Source organism: Yoonia maritima (genome assembly GCF_002933395.1).
In the GTDB taxonomy this organism is placed as follows: domain Bacteria; phylum Pseudomonadota; class Alphaproteobacteria; order Rhodobacterales; family Rhodobacteraceae; genus Yoonia; species Yoonia maritima_A.
On the sequence record NZ_PKFN01000015.1, the window covers coordinates 58397 to 75685 of the forward strand.

Consider the following 17289-nt stretch of genomic DNA (forward strand, 5'->3'; position numbering starts at 1 on the left):
GTTGTTTTGTTAGGGCAAGGGACGCGATGCCGCAATCGCAAGGCCATCGGCCACAGCGGTAAAGGCTTCGGCACGTTCCATCGCTGCATGCGGAAAGATAGTGGTCATGGCGCTCTCGACCACATGCAGCAGGCTCGACCCACCAACAAAGACGATTTTGCCGATCTTATCGGGGGTGACATCGGCCATGCGCAGGGTTTCGGTCGCGCAAGTGCTGATCTCATCCGCATGATCCGTCAGGATCTCACCCAGCTGCGGCTTGCTAAACCGTGCCCATAATTCGCGCTCAATGACACGCAGATCAATCCCGGCCTCGTCCACATCCGGTTTGTTGATGTGGATTTTCCCGGCCTCTACCGCAAAAGCGATATCATGCCCCAATTCCATATCTAAAACCGTATTAAGCCGCGCGAATAGCGCAGGATCAATGCCCAGCTTTGCAAAATCCGCCGCCATACGTTTGTTTTCGGGCGTATAGGTGAATGGGATTTTCTGCCAAGTCGCGAGATCATTAAAGATCGCATTCGGCGCGGTGTGACGACCAGAGCCCATGGCATTGCGCACCTCTGCGCCACGACCCAACAACGGCATGACCTGATCAATGCTAATCGCGCGATCAAAATCCGTACCGCCGACACGCACACCATGGCTGGCAATCACGCGGGTATTGTCACCGTCACGCTCAAACACCGAGAAATCGGATGTACCACCGCCGATATCCACGATCAGACCCAGCGCACCCGCATCAAGCGGACCACTGGCCAGCGCAGCGGCTTCGGGCTCATACATAAAATGCACGTCCTTAAAACCCGCGATCATATATGCCTCGCGCAGATCGACCTCGGCCTGTGCATTGCGCGCGTCATCGGCTGAATGAAACCGCACCGGGCGGCCAGAAAGGGCAACATCATAGGTCTGCCCAGTCGCGGCCTCAGCCCTTTCGCGGATCATGCGCAAAAAACGCGCGACGACTTCGATCAGGGTCAGACGTTCATAAGCTACCTGACGCTTTTCCCGCATCAACGGCGTGCCCAAAACGGACTTCAACGCACGCATAAATCGGCCCTCGCGTCCCTCAATCAATGCGGCATTCGCAACCGACCCATAGGTCGTGACCTTGCGGTCATAATCAAAGAACACAGAGGTCGGTAGCGTCGTGCGCCCCGGCTCGACCTCGATCAAAAACGGCCGATCCCCAGCCAGCACACCTGCCGCCGTATTCGAGGTCCCAAAGTCGATACCCAAAACCGCCATTTGCGCCTCCTGCTGCTTAAATGAAAGGCAGGCGAGGTACGCGATTACAAACTTATCGTCAAGCCCTCGACGTTTTTGAAAATCGCGCTTAGGTTGTAATTCTAATTGGGAGACTTCATGACAAAGATTCTATGGTTATCTGATCTTCACTATCGCGATCTAGGTGATGTGCTGGGGCACGATCCGCGAATTCGGCTAGAGGCGGCGATTGCGCATATTAACGAACACCATAGCGATGCGGCGTTTGTGGTGATTACCGGTGACATGGCTGATAACGAACAAAGCTATTCAGCCCTTGCAAAACAGCTAGATACATTCTCGATTCCTGTTCTGCCTTTAACCGGCAATCATGATAGCCGCGACGCGTTGCGCAAAAGCCGTCCATTGCCGAACAGCTGTATGGACGACTTCGTACAGTACTTTGTTGAACTGCCCAGTTTTGCGGTAATTTGCCTTGATACAAAAAAAGAAGGCTCAGATTTTGGTGAATTCTGTGCAGCGCGCAGGGCTTGGCTATGTGAAACGCTTGCTAATTTGGAGGATAAGCCAGCCTATATATTCATGCATCATCCACCCATGACGCTGGGCTTGCCAATGCAAGACCTCCTGATGATGCAGGCAGGGGATCAGTTTCTTGATATGATTGGCTGGTATCAAAACGTGAAGCACCTGTTTCTTGGACATGTGCACCGCCCAACGGCCGGTACCATAGGCGGGCTGCCTTATGCGACAATTGGGGCTGTTTCATATCAGGCACCTGCGCCAAGCCCACGATGGGATTGGGATAGCTTCTCTCCTGCAAAAGAAGCCCCGCAATACGGTGTGATTGATATTTGGAATGGCCACGTAACGCTGCAATATACGCAGTTTTGCACTTATGAAACGGGTGTTCACAGTTAACAGCTTTCCAATGTGTCACCTCAGCGATACCAATTCGACATGCAGCGCGTCATGATCACAGGTGGGCCGGGTTCCGGCAAAAGCACGCTCGCCCGGATCATGGGCGAACGGACGGGGCTGCCAGCCTTCCACATGGATCAAATCCACTGGGAGCCCGGATGGGTACAGCGTGACACGAATGAACGCGTGCAGATGGCCCATGCAGTAGAGGCCCGTGAGACATGGATATTCGAAGGTGGCTTTTCCACGACCTATGACAATCGCGCGACCCGTGCGGATACCCTGATATGGCTCGACTTGCCGGTTCTGCTGCGGTTTTGGCGCGTCGTGCGGCGACTAATGCGAGATTACGGGCAAACACGCGCCGATATGACCAAAGACTGCCCAGAGGTGTTCCATCAAGAAACCTTAGCCTTTTGGCGCTGGATATTCAGCTCGCGGCGCCGGACGCGCGCAAGGATCCAGAAGTTGATTGCTGAACACCCACATTTGTCTGTTCATCACCTACAAAGCCGCTCGCAGGTCCGCGCGTATATTGCTAGCCTATCCACGAAATAGGAGACCCGACATGACCAACGCCCTAATCGTGATCGACGTACAAAACGACTTTTGCCCCGGCGGCGCACTCGCCGTGGCAGGCGGAGATGAAATCGTTTTGGGGATCAACACCGCGATGAACGACTTTGACGCGGTCATCCTAACCCAAGACTGGCACCCAGCGGGGCATTCTTCGTTCGCCTCTAGTCATGATGCCGAACCAATGTCGCTGACCGAAATGCCCTACGGCCCACAGGTACTTTGGCCCGATCACTGTATCCAAGGATCAGTCGGCGCGAATTTCCACCCGAACTTGACCGTAGATCGCGCCGATATGATCATCCGCAAAGGGTATAACCCGGCCATCGACAGCTACTCCGCGTTCTTTGAAAACGACCACAAAACACCCACCGGGCTTGACGGGTATCTGCGGACACGCGGCATCGACACACTCACACTGGTCGGGCTGGCCACAGATTTCTGTGTGAACTACTCTGCCGTGGATGCGGCCAAGCTGGGGTTCAACGTCACCGTCCAAATGGATCTCTGCCGGGCCATCGACTTTGACGGGTCACTAAAGGCCGCGTGCGACGGCATGATCGCCGTCGGCGTAACAATCGCGTAAAAACTAGGCCTTGCCACCCCGCCAACCAATTGCTCTAACGCGTAAAAACGGGGGGCTAAAGCTATGGTCGATATCGCAACACGAGTCTGGAACCACAAATGGAAGATCGACCCGATCGTGCGGTCGCTCATCGATACGGATTTCTATAAGCTGCTGATGTGCCAGTCGGTGTTTCGGAACCACCCGAACACCCAAGTCACCTTTTCCCTGATCAACCGGACCAAAACCATCCGGCTGGCCGAACTGATCGACGAAGGCGAACTGCGCGAGCAGCTTGACCACATCCGGTCCCTCCGGCTGACACGCGGTGAATCCACTTGGCTGCGCGGCAACACCTTTTACGGCAAACGGCAAATGTTCCGGCCCGACTTTATGGAGTGGTTCGAGAACCTCCAACTCCCCCCTTACCATCTTGAAAAAAAGGATGGGCAGTACGAACTCACCTTCGAAGGATCCTGGCCCGAGGTCATGCTGTGGGAAATCCCCGCGCTTGCGGTGATCATGGAACTACGGTCGCGGGCGGTGCTGCGCGATATGGGGCGGTTTGAACTTCAGGTGCTCTATGCTCGCGCCATGACGAAACTGTGGGAAAAGGTCGAACAACTACGACCAATCGAAGGCCTGAAACTCGCCGACTTCGGCACCCGCCGCAGGCATTCATACCTCTGGCAGGATTGGTGCGTGCAGGCGATGATGGAAGGGCTCGGCAACAGCTTTACGGGCACGTCAAACTGCCGGATCGCCATGATGCGAGAGATCGAGGCAATCGGCACAAACGCCCATGAATTGCCCATGGTCTATGCCGCGCTTGCCGATACAGACACGCAATTGCTGCAATCGCCCTACGATGTGCTGGCCGACTGGCAAGAAGAACATGACGGCAACCTGAAAATCATCCTGCCCGATACATTCGGGACGCAAGGGTTCCTTGACCGCGCGCCCGATTGGCTGGCCGATTGGACCGGGATGCGGATCGACAGCGGCGACCCCGCAACCGGGGCCGAAAACGCGATCAACTGGTGGAAATCCCGTGGCGAAGACCCGACGAAAAAGCTCGTCATCTTCTCGGATGGGTTAGATGTGGATAAAATCCTCGAACTGCATAGCCAATTCGCGGGGCGCGTGCGCGTGTCCTTTGGTTGGGGCACGATGATGACCAACGACTTCAAAGGGCTATCCGCAGGCGACGCGCTCGCGCCGTTCAGCCTGGTGTGCAAAGCCGTCGCGGCGAACGGACGCCCCACCGTGAAACTGTCGGACAATCCGAATAAGGCAATGGGACCATCCGAGGAAATCGCACGGTACAAAAGGGTGTTTGGCGTAGGTGAACAGGAACGGGTCGAGGTTGTGGTTTAGGGGCGCCCCCCCTAAATTGCGTGTCTAACGTGCGACAAGCTGCTTGAGGTATGTATCAACATTCGCCATCGGAATGGTCAATTTTGTCTCAAACCCGTCTCGGATTTTTGCGATGAGCTCAGGCCCAAGCGCATCCCGTTTTTGGGTTGGCAGCCCTGTTTCCGCTCCAATGTCTCTCGCGCGGTTATCGATCTCAATCACTAGGCTACGTCTGCCGTGCAGCAATCCACGTATGCCGCCGTGTAGCCTAGTACCAATCACGTCAATATTTTCGCGTTCCAGCAGCGCATCATATGCGGCCAGATTTCCCGGGACAATTTCGATATCATCGGTCGTGGTGATCGACCTCAAGTAGTCGAGATCACGTTTCTGTTGCGGCCAAAAGTATAGCTTCCCATAGCATTCCCGCAGACTCGCGACAAAAGTGGCATCTTCGCTAGATGCTTTGTGCTTTGTTAAGGTGAAGCATACGCTTGGTGCACCACCGGTTGGAATGTCTAGGGCCTCGGAACGATAGCGCCACAGCGTCGGACAGCTTGTGTTAATGACAGGTAGCCCGACGCTTTCCAGAATGGCTTTGCCGGTTTCATCGCGGACGGAGTGTTTCAGATGCGGTGAAAGCAGCCGGCGCAGTAGCCGCGCTTGCCGCGGATGAACCACCGTATTGGTCGTACTTGCCCCAACGCCCAACAGAACCACCTTGCCTTCAAGCACAGAAATATCTTTGCGCCCGACGGACCAAACAAAATTCCCGCGCCGCTGATATTTAGCGGAAAGCGCATTTGTCCCAAGCAACAAGACCAAATCGGCGTCAGCCGCCAACTGGCGACCGTAATGCCCAAGCCCATCGTGCCCCGATGAAGACGAAATGTAAGCGTCACCAATAATGCGGTCGATGTGCTTGCGCGCCTCGGAAACGATGATCTCATCGCCCAAGTTATCCGACGCGATTGACGTATCGATTAGGTGAATGTGTCGCATTATTGAATCTAGTCCTATGTGAGGAGCAAGCGAGAATTGCACACTTCCTAGTGTACCTGATAAGCAAGCTCAACGCCCTTACCCACGCAGAGGTTCTCAGACACGATGTTCGCCCTAGCCGCAAACGGTTTCAATAAGCCGTCCGAGACCTTCATACGATCGCACGCGCGGCTCCTCGCTCCCGGGAATACATTGCTCATCGCCGAGCGGCGCGAACGGAAAACGCCGATCAACGCGCCGCTTGTCATGATGTCGAAACGTTGGCCAATTTCGGTGAAAAACGGCGCGAATATCGCACAAATCATCACGGCGGCGCTAACGCCAACCCGGATTGGTAGCTCAAGAAGCCAGTACCTCGCGTCCATCCTGCGCAAACACGGGGTGAAAACCATCATGGCCGAATATGGGTCGACGGCGATCCACTTGATCGAAGCCGCTCAGATCGCCGGATGTAAACTATACGTCCACTTTCACGGCGTTGACGCGTCAAAAATGCTGCGCGATCCGGCGATCGTACAGTCCTATAATCTGCTGTTCAAACAGGCCGCCGGCGTTATCGCACCCTCTGCGTTTCTGGCGAACAACCTTGCCAATGCGGGATGCCCGGCCGAAAAGCTACATGTCGTCCCATGCGGCGTGAACACCGAATCCACCATCCCCCCAAACCCCGAGAAATACCGCCTGCTCGCAGTGGGGCGCTTCACCGAAAAGAAATCCCCGCTTTCGACAATCGCCGCCTTCGCACAGGTGGCCAAGCGCTTTCCAAACGCCCACCTTGAGATGTTAGGCGACGGACCTTTGATGAACGAGGCCAAACAAAAAGTCGAAAGTCTCGGCCTGCAACAGATGATATCGCTCTCTGGGATGGTCGATGCAAAGCGGGTTCAACATGAAATGAGCCGCGCAAGCATGTTCATTCAGCACTCCGTGACCGCGCAGGATGGCGACATCGAAGGCCTGCCCGTCGCCATTCTCGAGGCGATGGCCGCGCGCCTACCCGTTGTCTCCACCCTCCACAGCGGAATTCCCGAGGCGGTCGTGGATAACGTGACGGGCTATCTTGTTCCCGAATTTGACGTGGATGCAATGGCCGAACGGATTTGCACGCTCTTGGATGATCCCGCAAAATCCGAAGCATTTGGCCTCGCGGGAAGCGAGCGGGTCAAAAACGAATTTTCCGAAGCCCGTACCATAGGTAAACTAAAGCAAATCATGGACCTGTAGGCGCGCGCCCTTCAGCACGCCCGCGCCAAGCCGTCGCGGCCAACGAACACCCCACCATGAAACTGTCGGACGACCCCAACAAAGCGATGGGACCATCCGAGGAAATCGCACGGTATAAACAAGTGTTTGGGGTAGGCGAGCAGGAACGGGTTGAGGTTGTGGTTTAGGATGAATACATAATGATACAATTTATGGAGATTAACCTATGACCTACTCTACAACTACGATCTCCGACTGCCTTGGTAAGGTGAACGAAGATTGGTTTCTGCCGTCGATTCAGCGTCCTTACGTTTGGGATACAACTCAAATTATTAGGCTTTTTGATTCACTTCTCAAAGGGCTGCCGATAAGCACGTTTCTACTCTGGAATATGAGCCGGCAAACCGCATCATCGTGGGATAGCTACCGTTTCATAGAGAACTTTAAGCAGGGCGATACACACAACATCCGGGTAGATTTATCTAATCGCGAGGCAACCTACATTCTCGACGGCCAACAACGTCTCACGTCTCTACTAATTGGTTTTTATGGATCCTATACGGTAAAGGCCAAGTTTGCGCGAAAAGGTAATCTTAATGCCTGGACCCAAAAAAACCTCTACCTTGATTTAATGAAATCCCCTGACGAGGCGGCGGATGATGACTTGGATAGTGATATCGTCGTTACGTATGGTTTGGATTTTTTTGAGAGAGACCAACGTATTACACCGGAAAAGTTTTGGTTTCGTGTTTCGCGACTCAAAGGTGTAATTACACGAGAGGCATTTGAAAGACTGCATCATGAAGTGATGGGGGCGATGCCTGCTGGAACAACTATTCAAGATCGTCGCAACATCGAAGCTAATCTAGAAAGACTGTGGGATGTTTATTGTAATCAACCCATTATTTCGTATTTTACTGAGGAAAATCAGTCTCTTGATCGCGTTTTAAACATTTTTATTCGTGCTAATGATGCCGGCACAAAATTATCAAAGTCCGATTTACTCATGACAATGGCAACTGCGAAGTGGCAAGGATTAAATGCTAAAGATGAGGTGTTTGGATTCGTTGATCATATCAATTCGGGACTGCGGCATAAAAATAAGATAAATAAAGATTTCGTCTTAAAGTCCTGTTTAGTGCTGGAAAATCTCGAGGTCGCATATAAAGTCGACAACTTCACTAATGCCAATCTTGAATTGATCGAGGACGCTTGGCCATCAATTAAGAGAACGCTTTTACGAGTTTTTGAGTTTGTAAATAGCTTTGGAATTGACAAAGATACACTGACTTCGACGAATGCTTTGATGCCGATTGCATATTATATGCACAGGTTGGACGCTGATTTTAGAGGCTCAACAGGTGAAGAATGTGACGCGCGCCAGCAGATGATGCGATGGCTGTTGGGGGCGTTGATAAATGGTGCATTCAGCGGCACCTCAGACCGGGCAATTGCGGGATGTCGAGCAGTCATTAAAGAACATCTGCGAACTTCTAAATCCTTTCCTCGTCTAGCCCTAATTGGCGAGCTCGGTCGTCAGAATAGGATTTCAACATTTACTTCAGATAACGTCGAACGATTGCTCGAAATTGAATACGGGGATAAACGTAGCTTTCTAGCGCTCAGCCTGCTTTACGACACAGGCAGCTACGATGCATCATCTACACAAATTGATCATATTATCCCCCAGGCAAGCATTGACACGAAACTTCTTCAACGACGTGGAATTCCTTATGACAGGATCACTGCAATTCAAGATGCGAGCCAACGCCTAGGAAATCTTCAATTACTCTTATCACGTGAAAACAATGAAAAGAGGGACACGCCGTTTTCTCACTGGATAGAGACAAGAGATGAAAATTTTCTTTCGCGGCACTCGTTGCCAGCTGACCGATCACTCTGGAATGTTGAAAGCCTTCCAGAATTTGTGTTTGCGCGCGAGAAGCTCATTGCGGCGAAAATAAAAAATAGCTCGCCTGCGCCGAAGTGACACTCATTGATGAAATCCAGGACAAGGTTTCACTCCTCAACCTTCCCCCGCAATGCCTTCACCTCACTACGCGCTTTCTTCCCCGCTAACCTACGTTTGACGGACCCGTAGGTCGGTTTGGTGCCGATCCGCCGTTTGGGCCGCTCGGTTGCTTTTAGGATCAGTTCGGCCAGACGGTCCCGTGCGATTTCGCGGTTGCGGGCTTGGGACCGGGTTTCTTGCACGAAAATCACAATCGCCCCGTCTTTCGTCCACCGTTGCCCCGCCAGCCGCCGCAGTCGGTTTTTCACAGGGTCCGGCAGGTTGGGTGACCGCGCCGCCTCGAACCGCAACTCGACCGCTGTGGATACTTTGTTCACGTTCTGCCCGCCAGGCCCGGACGCGCGCGTAAAGCTTTCGGTCAGTTCCCAATCCGCAATTTCGATCTGATCGTTGACCCGCATGGCCCCTCGCTTTGTCTCAAATACTCGGCCGTACGCAGTACATACGCGATGTGTACGCCGTGTGTACGCCAAACATACGCCTAAAAACCAATGAAAAAGGGCTACCCCGGCGACGGGATAGCCCTTCTCTGATTTTCGGAGGTGGGTCGGTTAGGATCTCCACCTTGTGATCTTCTCAGCCAAGGGCTGCCCTAGCTGCGACCCCCACAAGTTGTCCCGACACACTTCTCCAATACCTCATGATGCACTGGATCACCTCCTTTCAAAAATTTCGCCTATAGGTAAGGTGGCACAGATTTTGTATATTTCAACTAAAAAAACACCACGGATCGCGTTTATGTGTTCGACCGCGTGATCCGCCCAACAATGATGCGAAATGGCACCAAAGCCACCAAAGCAATCGTCAGCTTCACCCCCCAATCCGCCACAGCCAGCGACACCCAAAGCGGCACAAGTGGCCCAGCATTCAGGAACGGCACAGCGTCCTGCGCCCACATAATCTGATCAGCCGCAGCGACGCTAAACCCATTGAAAGCCGCTGCAAACGCAATCGAAAAGAAAATAACCGTGTCAATAGAAGAGCTTACGATCGTGCTGCCCAATGGCGCCTTCCACCAAGACCCTTCACGCAGCCGGTTGAACACAGCGATATCAAGCAATTGCGCGATGATGAATGCCGCCGCTGACGCAATCGCCACACGCACCGGAACAGCCGGCCCGAACTCCAGCATGATCTGCGAACCGATAAGGCTACAGATGATCCCAACGATCAATCCGACAAACACAACCTTGCGCGCGGCAGACACGCCATACACGCGGTTCATGACGTCGGTCACAAGGAACGCGAACGGATAGGTGAAAGCCCCCCACGTCAACAGCCCGTCAAGGATCAGGAATTGTACAAGAATATTGGATGCCACAACGATGGTGGCCATGGCGATAACGCCGGGAAGAATACGTGTCATGTCAGGTTTCCGTTTTGACAAGGGTGCGGCACTTGGCCCCGCGGTTCATCCGGGGACGCAGCGCATTAGCGCCTTGGACCTGACTGTGTCAATAATCTATGCGATATTCAACGATTTCGGTTCGCTGAAATATTCTAAAGTTATCATCTGAAATCATCGTTATTTTTAAGGCCGATCCATCATCCCAAATACTAATGCCTTCTAGATTATCGTGGGTCAGGGAACGTGTTTCTAGCAGCGTTTCTTCTGCGCCGCCATTCATGCCAAAGCGCCGGACCCGACTGCGAAAACCGATGCCGGTAAAATCCCGTTCAAGAATGTAAAACCGTCCATCAGGCCCGATATCCGCGCCGACAACAAGAAATGCTCCGCGTCGCGCAATATCAAAGGGCTGGTCCCATATACCCGCATTTAGTCGATATACTGGGAACGCGCGGTCTGAGCGCCCCGACCGTTCCGGAATTGTGTAAATTGAATTGTCGGGTCCAATCGCCAATGCCTCGAGCGAAGAGTTGTTTTGCATATTCGCGAACGCGGCGGCTGCGGGTATTGGTGCAGATGTCCCATTTAGGCTGTCAAAATGCCGGATGCCATGCACGCCTTCATACGAAACAAAGACCGTTCCATCTGACGTAATTGCGATACCTTCGCTGTCTTGTTGATCGCCGGTACCGCGTATTGGCGTTATTGCGTAGTCTTCAATAGATACGATTATCCCTTCTTTGCGCACCAGCGAACCGGTAACAAAAGAACTGCGATCGCTCACCGCGATAAACATGCTGCCATCGTCAGAAACTTCGATGCCAGATAACCCGCCAAATGCCGGGTTATCAACGCTCCAGTGATAGCTGCTGACCCAAGTTGCTTCTGCTGCCACTGCGGTTCCCCAGCAGGCAGCTGCTAGGATGTAAACCCAGCGCACTTAGTTCGCGTTCAGAACGCCAACACATTGGCCGGGTAGCTTCGCCATCGTTAGCTCTGCCCGCGGAGTGGGTGGAGGCGCATTCGGATCTGGGGGCGGAGGATTCAGAATATTGTTCACCCAGCGGGCAGCATCTGCACAGCCGTCGCCAGCGGGCGGAGGTGCCTGATTGGTGCAGCCTGTCGCGCCATCAGGGCAGTTCAGGCGCACATGGAAGTGATAGTGATGTCCCCACCAAGGCCGGATTTTGTTCAGCCAGCTGCGATCGCCCGTTGCACTGTTGCACATAGCGACCTTTGCCCCCGGAAAAACAAAAATGCGAGCAACACGCGGGTCAGAAGCCGCTGCGCGCAGGATTGCCTCGTGCTGTGGCGTCCAGTTGCTGTTTGTATAGGCGCCAGCGCTGCGGCGCATTGAGATCGAAGAAATGTTTTCGCGCTCAGCCGCAGTCAGATTCAGGCGGTCGGGGGGCAGCATCCAGATATCAGCATCAAGCCCGGTTTGGTGGCTTGCATGTCCGGTCAGCATCGGGCCACCGCGTGGCTGGCTCATATCGCCGATATATAGACCTTCCCAGCCATCCTGTGTTGCCGCAAATTGGCTAAGGTCTTGGACAAAATCGACTGTGACGGGTTGCGCCCAGTTGCGGTTGCGCGACAGGCGCATCGCTTGCCACGTTGGGCCGGTTTCGGGAAGCTGTTCAGCACCAGCCTGACAGCCACGTGCATATCCCCCGAACGATTGCGAACGCTGGTTTGATCCAGTTTGCATTGCTCCAAAGAGGTGTTTTGCAACGCGGTTGTCACCAGCGTTTTGGGAAGAAACTGAAATGGTTGGTTCCTCTGACTGGCAAGCTGCCAGCCCGAGGGCGATACATACTGCTGCGATTAAGCGGACCATTCTGCGCGATCTCCGTCTTTGTTAACCCAGCGTAGCAACAAAAGCCCCACAATGAATAGTACAATAACGGGAGAAAAACCAATTTGTACGTTACCTGAAAGCCATGAAACAAGGCCGATCAGTGCCGGCGCGAGGAATGCAGTCGCCTTGCCAGATAGCGCGAATAGGCCAAATGCCTCTGCCGGGCGGTCAGGGTGGCTGTGGCGCACCATCAGCGAACGAGACGCTGCATAAACCGCGCCACCAGCACCGCCAATAATCGCACCGCAGACAAAGAAAATAATGTCAGGCAATGATGATGACGGGTTGAGAGGCACACCAAAGACGGTCTCGCGGGACATTCCGACGATGATACATGACACAGCGATCATGGCCCAAACGGCAGTGATAATCACAGGCTTTGGACCGAACTTTTTGTCAGCAAGCCCGCCAATCCAAGTTGTAATCGCGGCCGCAATCGCGGCAATCACGCCGAATACGCCGATTTGGGTAATCTCCCAACCCAGAACCAATTTGGCGTAAATCCCACCATAAGCATACAGGGCGTTAACAGCATCACGGTAAAACATCGAGGCAAGCAGGAAGCTACGTAGGCTCTTGCGTTTGAACACATTCTTGAGCGTCTGCCCTAAGTCGCTTGCCACTGCGCTAAGCCGCACTTTTTCAGGTTTCGGCTGTGGTGCGTCGCGAACCCACAGGAAAAACGGGATCATGAAGATCGCAAACCAAATCGCGATGAACGGACCGACGGCGCGCGTGCCTTCCTTGAGGTCGGGGTTTAGACCAAACAGCGGGTCAAGCCCAATCAGGGTTTTGCCGGTATCACCGTTTTCAGCAAGCAAAAGCAGAATGAGGATCAGTGATAGCACACCGCCCCAATACCCAAACGCAGCACCGGACCCCGAGATGCGCCCAACGTCTTCGTCGTTCCCAAGGCTAGGCAGGATCGCGTTCACAAAGTTTAATGCGGATTCGGCCGCGACAAAGCCGACAAAGAAGATCGCCATATATAGCCAGACAGAGCTGCTATCGGGCAGCAGGCCCCACAGAGCAAATGCCGCAACTACATAAATGACCGAGAAACCCGCGATCCACGGTATTTTACGGCCCGAATGGTCTGCAAAGGCACCAAGAAACGGCGCGGTGAGCGCAATAAACAGCCCGGCAACCATCTGGCCAGTGGACCAAATGGATTGTGCCTGCGCGTTTGCTGTGTCTGCGTCTAATCCGCCGCCTTGGAGGTAATCGGTCGCGACAGACGCAAAGTACGGTCCGAAAATAAAGGTCAGGCCAAGCGTGTAATAGGGCTGCGAGGCCCAATCAAAAGCCATCCATCCCCAGATGCGTTTCTTTTCGACGGTCATGTGCCTGCCCTTACGTATTCTTTGCGGCGATAAGACACCGTTACGTAGGGCAAAGGCAAGCGGTTAGGTGCCGCTATCGGTCGGTGGCCATGGGCGCGTTGCATCTGCGTCGATCCAGTTTTTTATCCACTCAGGCAACTGGGGTGATGAACCTTCATGTCCAAGCGCTGCAAAAACCTGATCGGGGGGTACGATGCCATTCGCGCTGGTGATCGCTGACCGATACATCGCTTGGGTCGCGCATTCGTCGCCGATCCAAATCGATTGGTCGATATACACAAATCGATGGTCCCAGCCCGCTGTTTTGCTGACGATCCGGAACTTTGCAAAAGGCCGAATGCGTTTGCGATAGCGTACAGACACCCCAGCCATCGTCAGGCCCCAGCGGTTTTGCTTGAGGACATCTAAAAGCCCGACACGCGCGGCTAGGCCTGTGCGTCCAAGGTCAAAGATCGTCAAAATGCGACCGTTGTTCATTTCAAAATATGTATCGATGTCCTGCGGCCAGCAGCGGTGGTAGGACACATGGGTATCTAGCGGGTGCAGCTTGGGCGCCTTACGGTTGGTGATCAGTTCTTTTATGACACGAACAACAGGGTACATCAGCGCCTCGAATTTTGTTTCGCGCTTGGGATGATCTAGATTGACGTAAGGGTCAACTTTAACCTTAGGGAAACCTTGGGCTTGTAGGGATGGGCGTGAACGCTTAATTCAGTCGTAACTTATCAAAGGGCGCTCTGTACCATGCTAACCATTATTCAAACCTTGCTTTTGCTCATTGGCGTTGTCCGGTTCTTTGTGATCGCACATTTTATTATGAGCTGGCTGATCAGGTTTGAGGTGCTGAACGTTCGGCAAGAATTTGTTGGGCAGGTGTGGTATGGTTTGCAGCGCATTCTTGAACCTATTTATAGCCGCGTTCGCCGCTTTATGCCGGATTTAGGCGGCGTAGACCTATCGCCAATCGTGGTTTTGATCGGTTTGGAGATTTTGCGTATCTTTTTGTACAATAACGCCGGTTCTTTCCTACACTAACGATACGCAGGCTTTGGCGTAATTGGTGACCAACCACTTGCAATAATAAGGAATTCCTGAACACTATATGTCAGATGCATTCAGGTGGCTCAGGGCTACCTGACGAAAGGATTTGATACGATGCGTGTTCTCGGGATTACGAAAAAAGGTGTTGCGCTGGTTTTGACGGCGCAGCTTTTGATTGCGACACAAACAGCGACGATGGCGCAGGCCGAAATGCTAGCGACTGAAAACGCGATTAATAAGTATGCGACCCATGCTGATCGCGATTATTTAATGGATGCATTGCAGCGTGACGATGTGCAGGCTGCGATGATTGAAGAAGGTGTCGATCCAGCAGAGGCCGAAGCCCGTCTTGCCGCGCTTTCCGATGCTGAAGTCGAAGCTCTTGTCGTGCAAATGCAAAATGACACAGCAGGTGCTGATATCGTCGGGACGTTGTTCACTGTGTTTGTGATCTTGCTTGTGACAGATATTCTTTGCTTTACCAGGATTTATAACTTTACACGTTGCGCGCGCTAAACCGACTTGCCTGCTTGCTGGCCTTTTGTGGGCTGGCAGGCTGTGCGGTCCCAATGGACCCGACCGCCACGTTTTCGGGCGCGGCCACCCGTGCGCATGTCGATGGCGTACCACGTATTCAGCAAGATGCTTTCTTTTGTGGCCCAACTGCAATTGCGATGGTCATGCAGTGGGCGGGTTCTGACATCCAACAGGACCAGATTGCCGAACTCGCGTTTAGCCCTCGCGCTAAGGGCACATATCAAGCAGATATGATTGGGAGCAGTCGCAGGCTCGGCCAACTTGCCGTCGAGATTTCGACATTTGACCAGTTATTGGCTGAAGTAGCCGCTGGTCATCCTGTCATTGTGTTTCAAAACCTTGGCCTGGGGATCGCCCCGGTTTGGCATTACGGCGTTGTGACTGGGTACGATCTGGAACGTGATGCTGTTTACCTAAATTCCGGACAAGAAGACCAAATGGTCCTGCCCTTTGACCTGTTCCAGCGGACTTGGCAGCGTGGTGGGAACTGGGCTTTGGTCGTTCTGCCCCCCGATGATTTGCCCGTCAGTGTGGCAGAGGCCCGGGTTTTGTCTGCCGCTGCAGCACTAGAGCGTGTTGGCCAGATGTCTGCAGCAGAAACGCTGTATCAGACCGGAGCAAAACAATGGCCTGATAGTTGGCTTTGGCAGTTTGGGCTTGGCAATGCACTATACGCTCAAGGGGATTTGCGCGGCGCGCGGGCGGCGCTAAGACGCGCCCGCGCGATTGCCCCTGATGTTCCCGAAATTCGTAGTAATCTGGCGCATGTCGAAGCGGAGCTTGGTGGTTAAACGACTAGCTGGAACACCACCCCTGACAAGATGGCGCCACTGATGCCCAAGCCGATGTAGGCTGCAAAGACTTGGCGTCTGACCAGCGACCAAACCGCAGCCATTGCGGGAATAGAGCTAACCCCGCCGCCGATTACGAATGCCATGGCTGATCCGCTGCTCATGCCTTGTTCCATCAACCCGGCGATCAGCGGAGGGGCAACAAACCCGTTCAGATAGGCAGGCACACCAACCAATGCAGCAATTGCAATAGGCATGATACCTTCACCGCCGACAAGGCCGGCGATCAGGGGCGCAGGCACGTAAGTGATCAACAAGGCTTCGAGTGCATAAGCGAAGGCCAGCCATTTGAGCAAGAACAGCGCATTGTGGGTAAACTCATTCTTAAATGTTTGGACACGGGTGCTGTCGTTCCAAAACGCCCATACGGGTTTGCCGCTAAACGGGTCAGGGCCACATCCGCAACGCGACACGGGTGATGCGCGCAAAGGTGCAGAAAAGAACCCGCGTGATTGCAGCAGTTTGATCGCGAACCCGCCCATCAGCCCGAGGCCAACAGCGGCAAAGGCCTTGGCAACAGCAAATGGCCACCCCAGCGCACCTGCGGTAATCAGAAGTGTCGGCGGGTCGATCAAAGGCGACGCCAGCCAGAACGCCATTACAGGGGCAAGCGGGGTGCCAAGCGCTAGCAGGCCTGCGATAAATGGAATGACTTCGCACGAACAAAACGGCGCCAGCCCGCCAAATAAGGCCGCGAGGATAATCATCCGAATTTCGCGCCCTTTGAATATGCCCGCAATGACCGTTTCCGCGCCCGCCGCCTTGAGGCTCGCAATCATGATCACGGCAAAAACGATGTAGGGTAATGTACCTAAAAGTGCGCGTATCGCGAATTCTATGACCGAGACGGCATTGGGTTGATCAAGGATCGCAACTACCACTGGAATAAGCAGGGTTAGCGTCCATGGGGATTTGAGCCGTTTGAGATAATCGGCGATGCGCGGTGCCGGTGTTGTGTTGATCTGTGTCATGACTGCGGCCCCGGTTCAGAGCAGCATTCCTCAAGAATAAATGCGGCAAGGCTTTCAAGATGGTCAAAATTGGCGCGGTTCACGATGGTGCGCCCCTTCTTTTCCTGAAGGATCAACTGCGCGGTGCTGAGAAATTTTAGGTGGTGCGCAAGCGTCGATGCCGGGATGCCGGTGCGTTGCTGGATGTCCCCAACCAGCAGCCCGTTTTTGCCTGCTTTCACAAGGGTCTGGAACACTTCGATACGGGATTCTGATCCAAGTGCTGAAAATCCCTGTGCCGCTGTAAGGTTGTCCATTTTCGGTGTCCTGAATGATGATTCGATATAACTAGAAATATAGAAATATTGAATCGAGTCAACTATTGTGTCGCTTTTGGACAATTCGACCTACGACCATCGACGTACTTTCGCGTAACAGCGGCAAATGCTTTAGTATGATCGAAAGCGGCG

Annotated in this window: 19 protein-coding genes and 1 pseudogene; 10 read left to right on the forward strand and 10 right to left on the reverse strand. The window is 53.5% G+C overall.

From position 1 onward, the window contains the following. Positions 1-9: 9 nt before the first annotated feature. Positions 10-1254 (reverse strand): Hsp70 family protein, encoded by a 1245-nt coding sequence (locus CYQ09_RS17950; RefSeq protein WP_106746771.1) that lies wholly within the window; start codon positions 1252-1254, stop codon positions 10-12. Between the two features lie 117 nt (positions 1255-1371). Here CYQ09_RS17950 and CYQ09_RS17955 point away from each other — a divergent pair, with 117 nt between their 5' ends. The 4 genes from CYQ09_RS17955 to pncB all read left to right on the forward strand — a co-directional run bounded on the left by CYQ09_RS17955 (position 1372) and on the right by pncB (position 4672). Next, positions 1372-2154 carry a metallophosphoesterase gene (locus tag CYQ09_RS17955; RefSeq protein WP_106746772.1) on the forward strand — a complete coding sequence of 261 codons (783 nt, stop codon included), beginning with the start codon at positions 1372-1374 and terminating at the stop codon, positions 2152-2154. A gap of 12 nt (positions 2155-2166) precedes the next feature. Next, positions 2167-2712, forward strand: coding sequence for an AAA family ATPase (locus tag CYQ09_RS17960; RefSeq protein ID WP_239496001.1), 546 nt, complete (start codon positions 2167-2169; stop codon positions 2710-2712). A gap of 10 nt (positions 2713-2722) precedes the next feature. After that, the gene (gene pncA / locus CYQ09_RS17965) at positions 2723-3316 is read left to right on the forward strand and encodes a bifunctional nicotinamidase/pyrazinamidase (protein ID WP_106746774.1); all 594 of its coding nucleotides are present in this window, start codon (positions 2723-2725) and stop codon (positions 3314-3316) included. 63 nt (positions 3317-3379) lie between these two features. Then, positions 3380-4672: a nicotinate phosphoribosyltransferase gene (gene pncB, locus CYQ09_RS17970; protein WP_106746775.1), complete on the forward strand. Its 1293-nt coding sequence runs from the start codon at positions 3380-3382 to the stop codon at positions 4670-4672. 24 nt (positions 4673-4696) lie between these two features. Here pncB and CYQ09_RS17975 read toward each other — a convergent pair whose 3' ends face one another. Continuing rightward, complete coding sequence (locus tag CYQ09_RS17975) at positions 4697-5653, reverse strand: polysaccharide pyruvyl transferase family protein (RefSeq protein ID WP_106746776.1); 957 nt, start codon at positions 5651-5653, stop codon at positions 4697-4699. Between the two features lie 192 nt (positions 5654-5845). Here CYQ09_RS17975 and CYQ09_RS17980 point away from each other — a divergent pair, with 192 nt between their 5' ends. The 3 genes and pseudogenes from CYQ09_RS17980 to CYQ09_RS17990 all read left to right on the forward strand — a co-directional run bounded on the left by CYQ09_RS17980 (position 5846) and on the right by CYQ09_RS17990 (position 8846). Next, on the forward strand, positions 5846-6877 hold the full coding sequence (locus tag CYQ09_RS17980; protein WP_162617722.1) for a glycosyltransferase: 1032 nt from the start codon (positions 5846-5848) through the stop codon (positions 6875-6877). A 26-nt stretch (positions 6878-6903) separates the two neighbouring features. After that, a pseudogene (locus CYQ09_RS17985) lies at positions 6904-7044 on the forward strand (nicotinate phosphoribosyltransferase); the annotation flags it as partial. 38 nt (positions 7045-7082) lie between these two features. After that, positions 7083-8846 (forward strand): DUF262 domain-containing protein, encoded by a 1764-nt coding sequence (locus tag CYQ09_RS17990; RefSeq protein WP_106746778.1) that lies wholly within the window; start codon positions 7083-7085, stop codon positions 8844-8846. A gap of 29 nt (positions 8847-8875) precedes the next feature. On the opposite strand, the gene arfB is transcribed toward CYQ09_RS17990, so the two are convergent. The 6 genes from arfB to CYQ09_RS18020 all read right to left on the reverse strand — a co-directional run bounded on the left by arfB (position 8876) and on the right by CYQ09_RS18020 (position 14043). Next, the gene (gene arfB, locus CYQ09_RS17995; RefSeq protein WP_106746779.1) at positions 8876-9289 is read right to left on the reverse strand and encodes an alternative ribosome rescue aminoacyl-tRNA hydrolase ArfB; all 414 of its coding nucleotides are present in this window, start codon (positions 9287-9289) and stop codon (positions 8876-8878) included. 335 nt (positions 9290-9624) lie between these two features. Then, on the reverse strand, positions 9625-10254 hold the full coding sequence (locus CYQ09_RS18000; RefSeq protein ID WP_106746780.1) for a queuosine precursor transporter: 630 nt from the start codon (positions 10252-10254) through the stop codon (positions 9625-9627). Between the two features lie 88 nt (positions 10255-10342). Next, positions 10343-11131: an esterase-like activity of phytase family protein gene (locus CYQ09_RS18005; protein WP_239496002.1), complete on the reverse strand. Its 789-nt coding sequence runs from the start codon at positions 11129-11131 to the stop codon at positions 10343-10345. 45 nt (positions 11132-11176) lie between these two features. Further along, the gene (gene mepA, locus CYQ09_RS18010; RefSeq protein WP_106746782.1) at positions 11177-12076 is read right to left on the reverse strand and encodes a penicillin-insensitive murein endopeptidase; all 900 of its coding nucleotides are present in this window, start codon (positions 12074-12076) and stop codon (positions 11177-11179) included. Beyond that, positions 12064-13440: an MFS transporter gene (locus tag CYQ09_RS18015; RefSeq protein WP_106746783.1), complete on the reverse strand. Its 1377-nt coding sequence runs from the start codon at positions 13438-13440 to the stop codon at positions 12064-12066. The genes mepA and CYQ09_RS18015 overlap by 13 nt, the downstream gene beginning before the upstream one ends. A gap of 63 nt (positions 13441-13503) precedes the next feature. Continuing rightward, complete coding sequence (locus CYQ09_RS18020) at positions 13504-14043, reverse strand: acyl-CoA thioesterase (protein ID WP_106746784.1); 540 nt, start codon at positions 14041-14043, stop codon at positions 13504-13506. A 141-nt stretch (positions 14044-14184) separates the two neighbouring features. Between CYQ09_RS18020 and CYQ09_RS18025 the strand changes: the two genes are divergently transcribed. The 3 genes from CYQ09_RS18025 (at position 14185) to CYQ09_RS18035 (ending at position 15809) form a co-directional block, all read left to right on the forward strand. Beyond that, the gene (locus CYQ09_RS18025; RefSeq protein ID WP_106746785.1) at positions 14185-14475 is read left to right on the forward strand and encodes a YggT family protein; all 291 of its coding nucleotides are present in this window, start codon (positions 14185-14187) and stop codon (positions 14473-14475) included. Positions 14476-14595: 120 nt separating this feature from the next. Continuing rightward, positions 14596-14997 carry a PA2779 family protein gene (locus tag CYQ09_RS18030; protein ID WP_106746786.1) on the forward strand — a complete coding sequence of 134 codons (402 nt, stop codon included), beginning with the start codon at positions 14596-14598 and terminating at the stop codon, positions 14995-14997. Positions 14998-15050: 53 nt separating this feature from the next. Continuing rightward, the gene (locus CYQ09_RS18035) at positions 15051-15809 is read left to right on the forward strand and encodes a PA2778 family cysteine peptidase (protein WP_239496003.1); all 759 of its coding nucleotides are present in this window, start codon (positions 15051-15053) and stop codon (positions 15807-15809) included. Here CYQ09_RS18035 and CYQ09_RS18040 read toward each other — a convergent pair. Together CYQ09_RS18040 and CYQ09_RS18045 are read right to left on the reverse strand one after the other, a co-directional pair. Beyond that, positions 15806-16840: a permease gene (locus tag CYQ09_RS18040; protein WP_106746787.1), complete on the reverse strand. Its 1035-nt coding sequence runs from the start codon at positions 16838-16840 to the stop codon at positions 15806-15808. The two genes, CYQ09_RS18035 and CYQ09_RS18040, sit on opposite strands and share 4 nt — an antisense overlap. Next, positions 16837-17136: an ArsR/SmtB family transcription factor gene (locus CYQ09_RS18045; RefSeq protein WP_106746788.1), complete on the reverse strand. Its 300-nt coding sequence runs from the start codon at positions 17134-17136 to the stop codon at positions 16837-16839. Before CYQ09_RS18045 ends, CYQ09_RS18040 begins: the two co-directional genes overlap by 4 nt. Positions 17137-17289 lie beyond the last annotated feature (153 nt).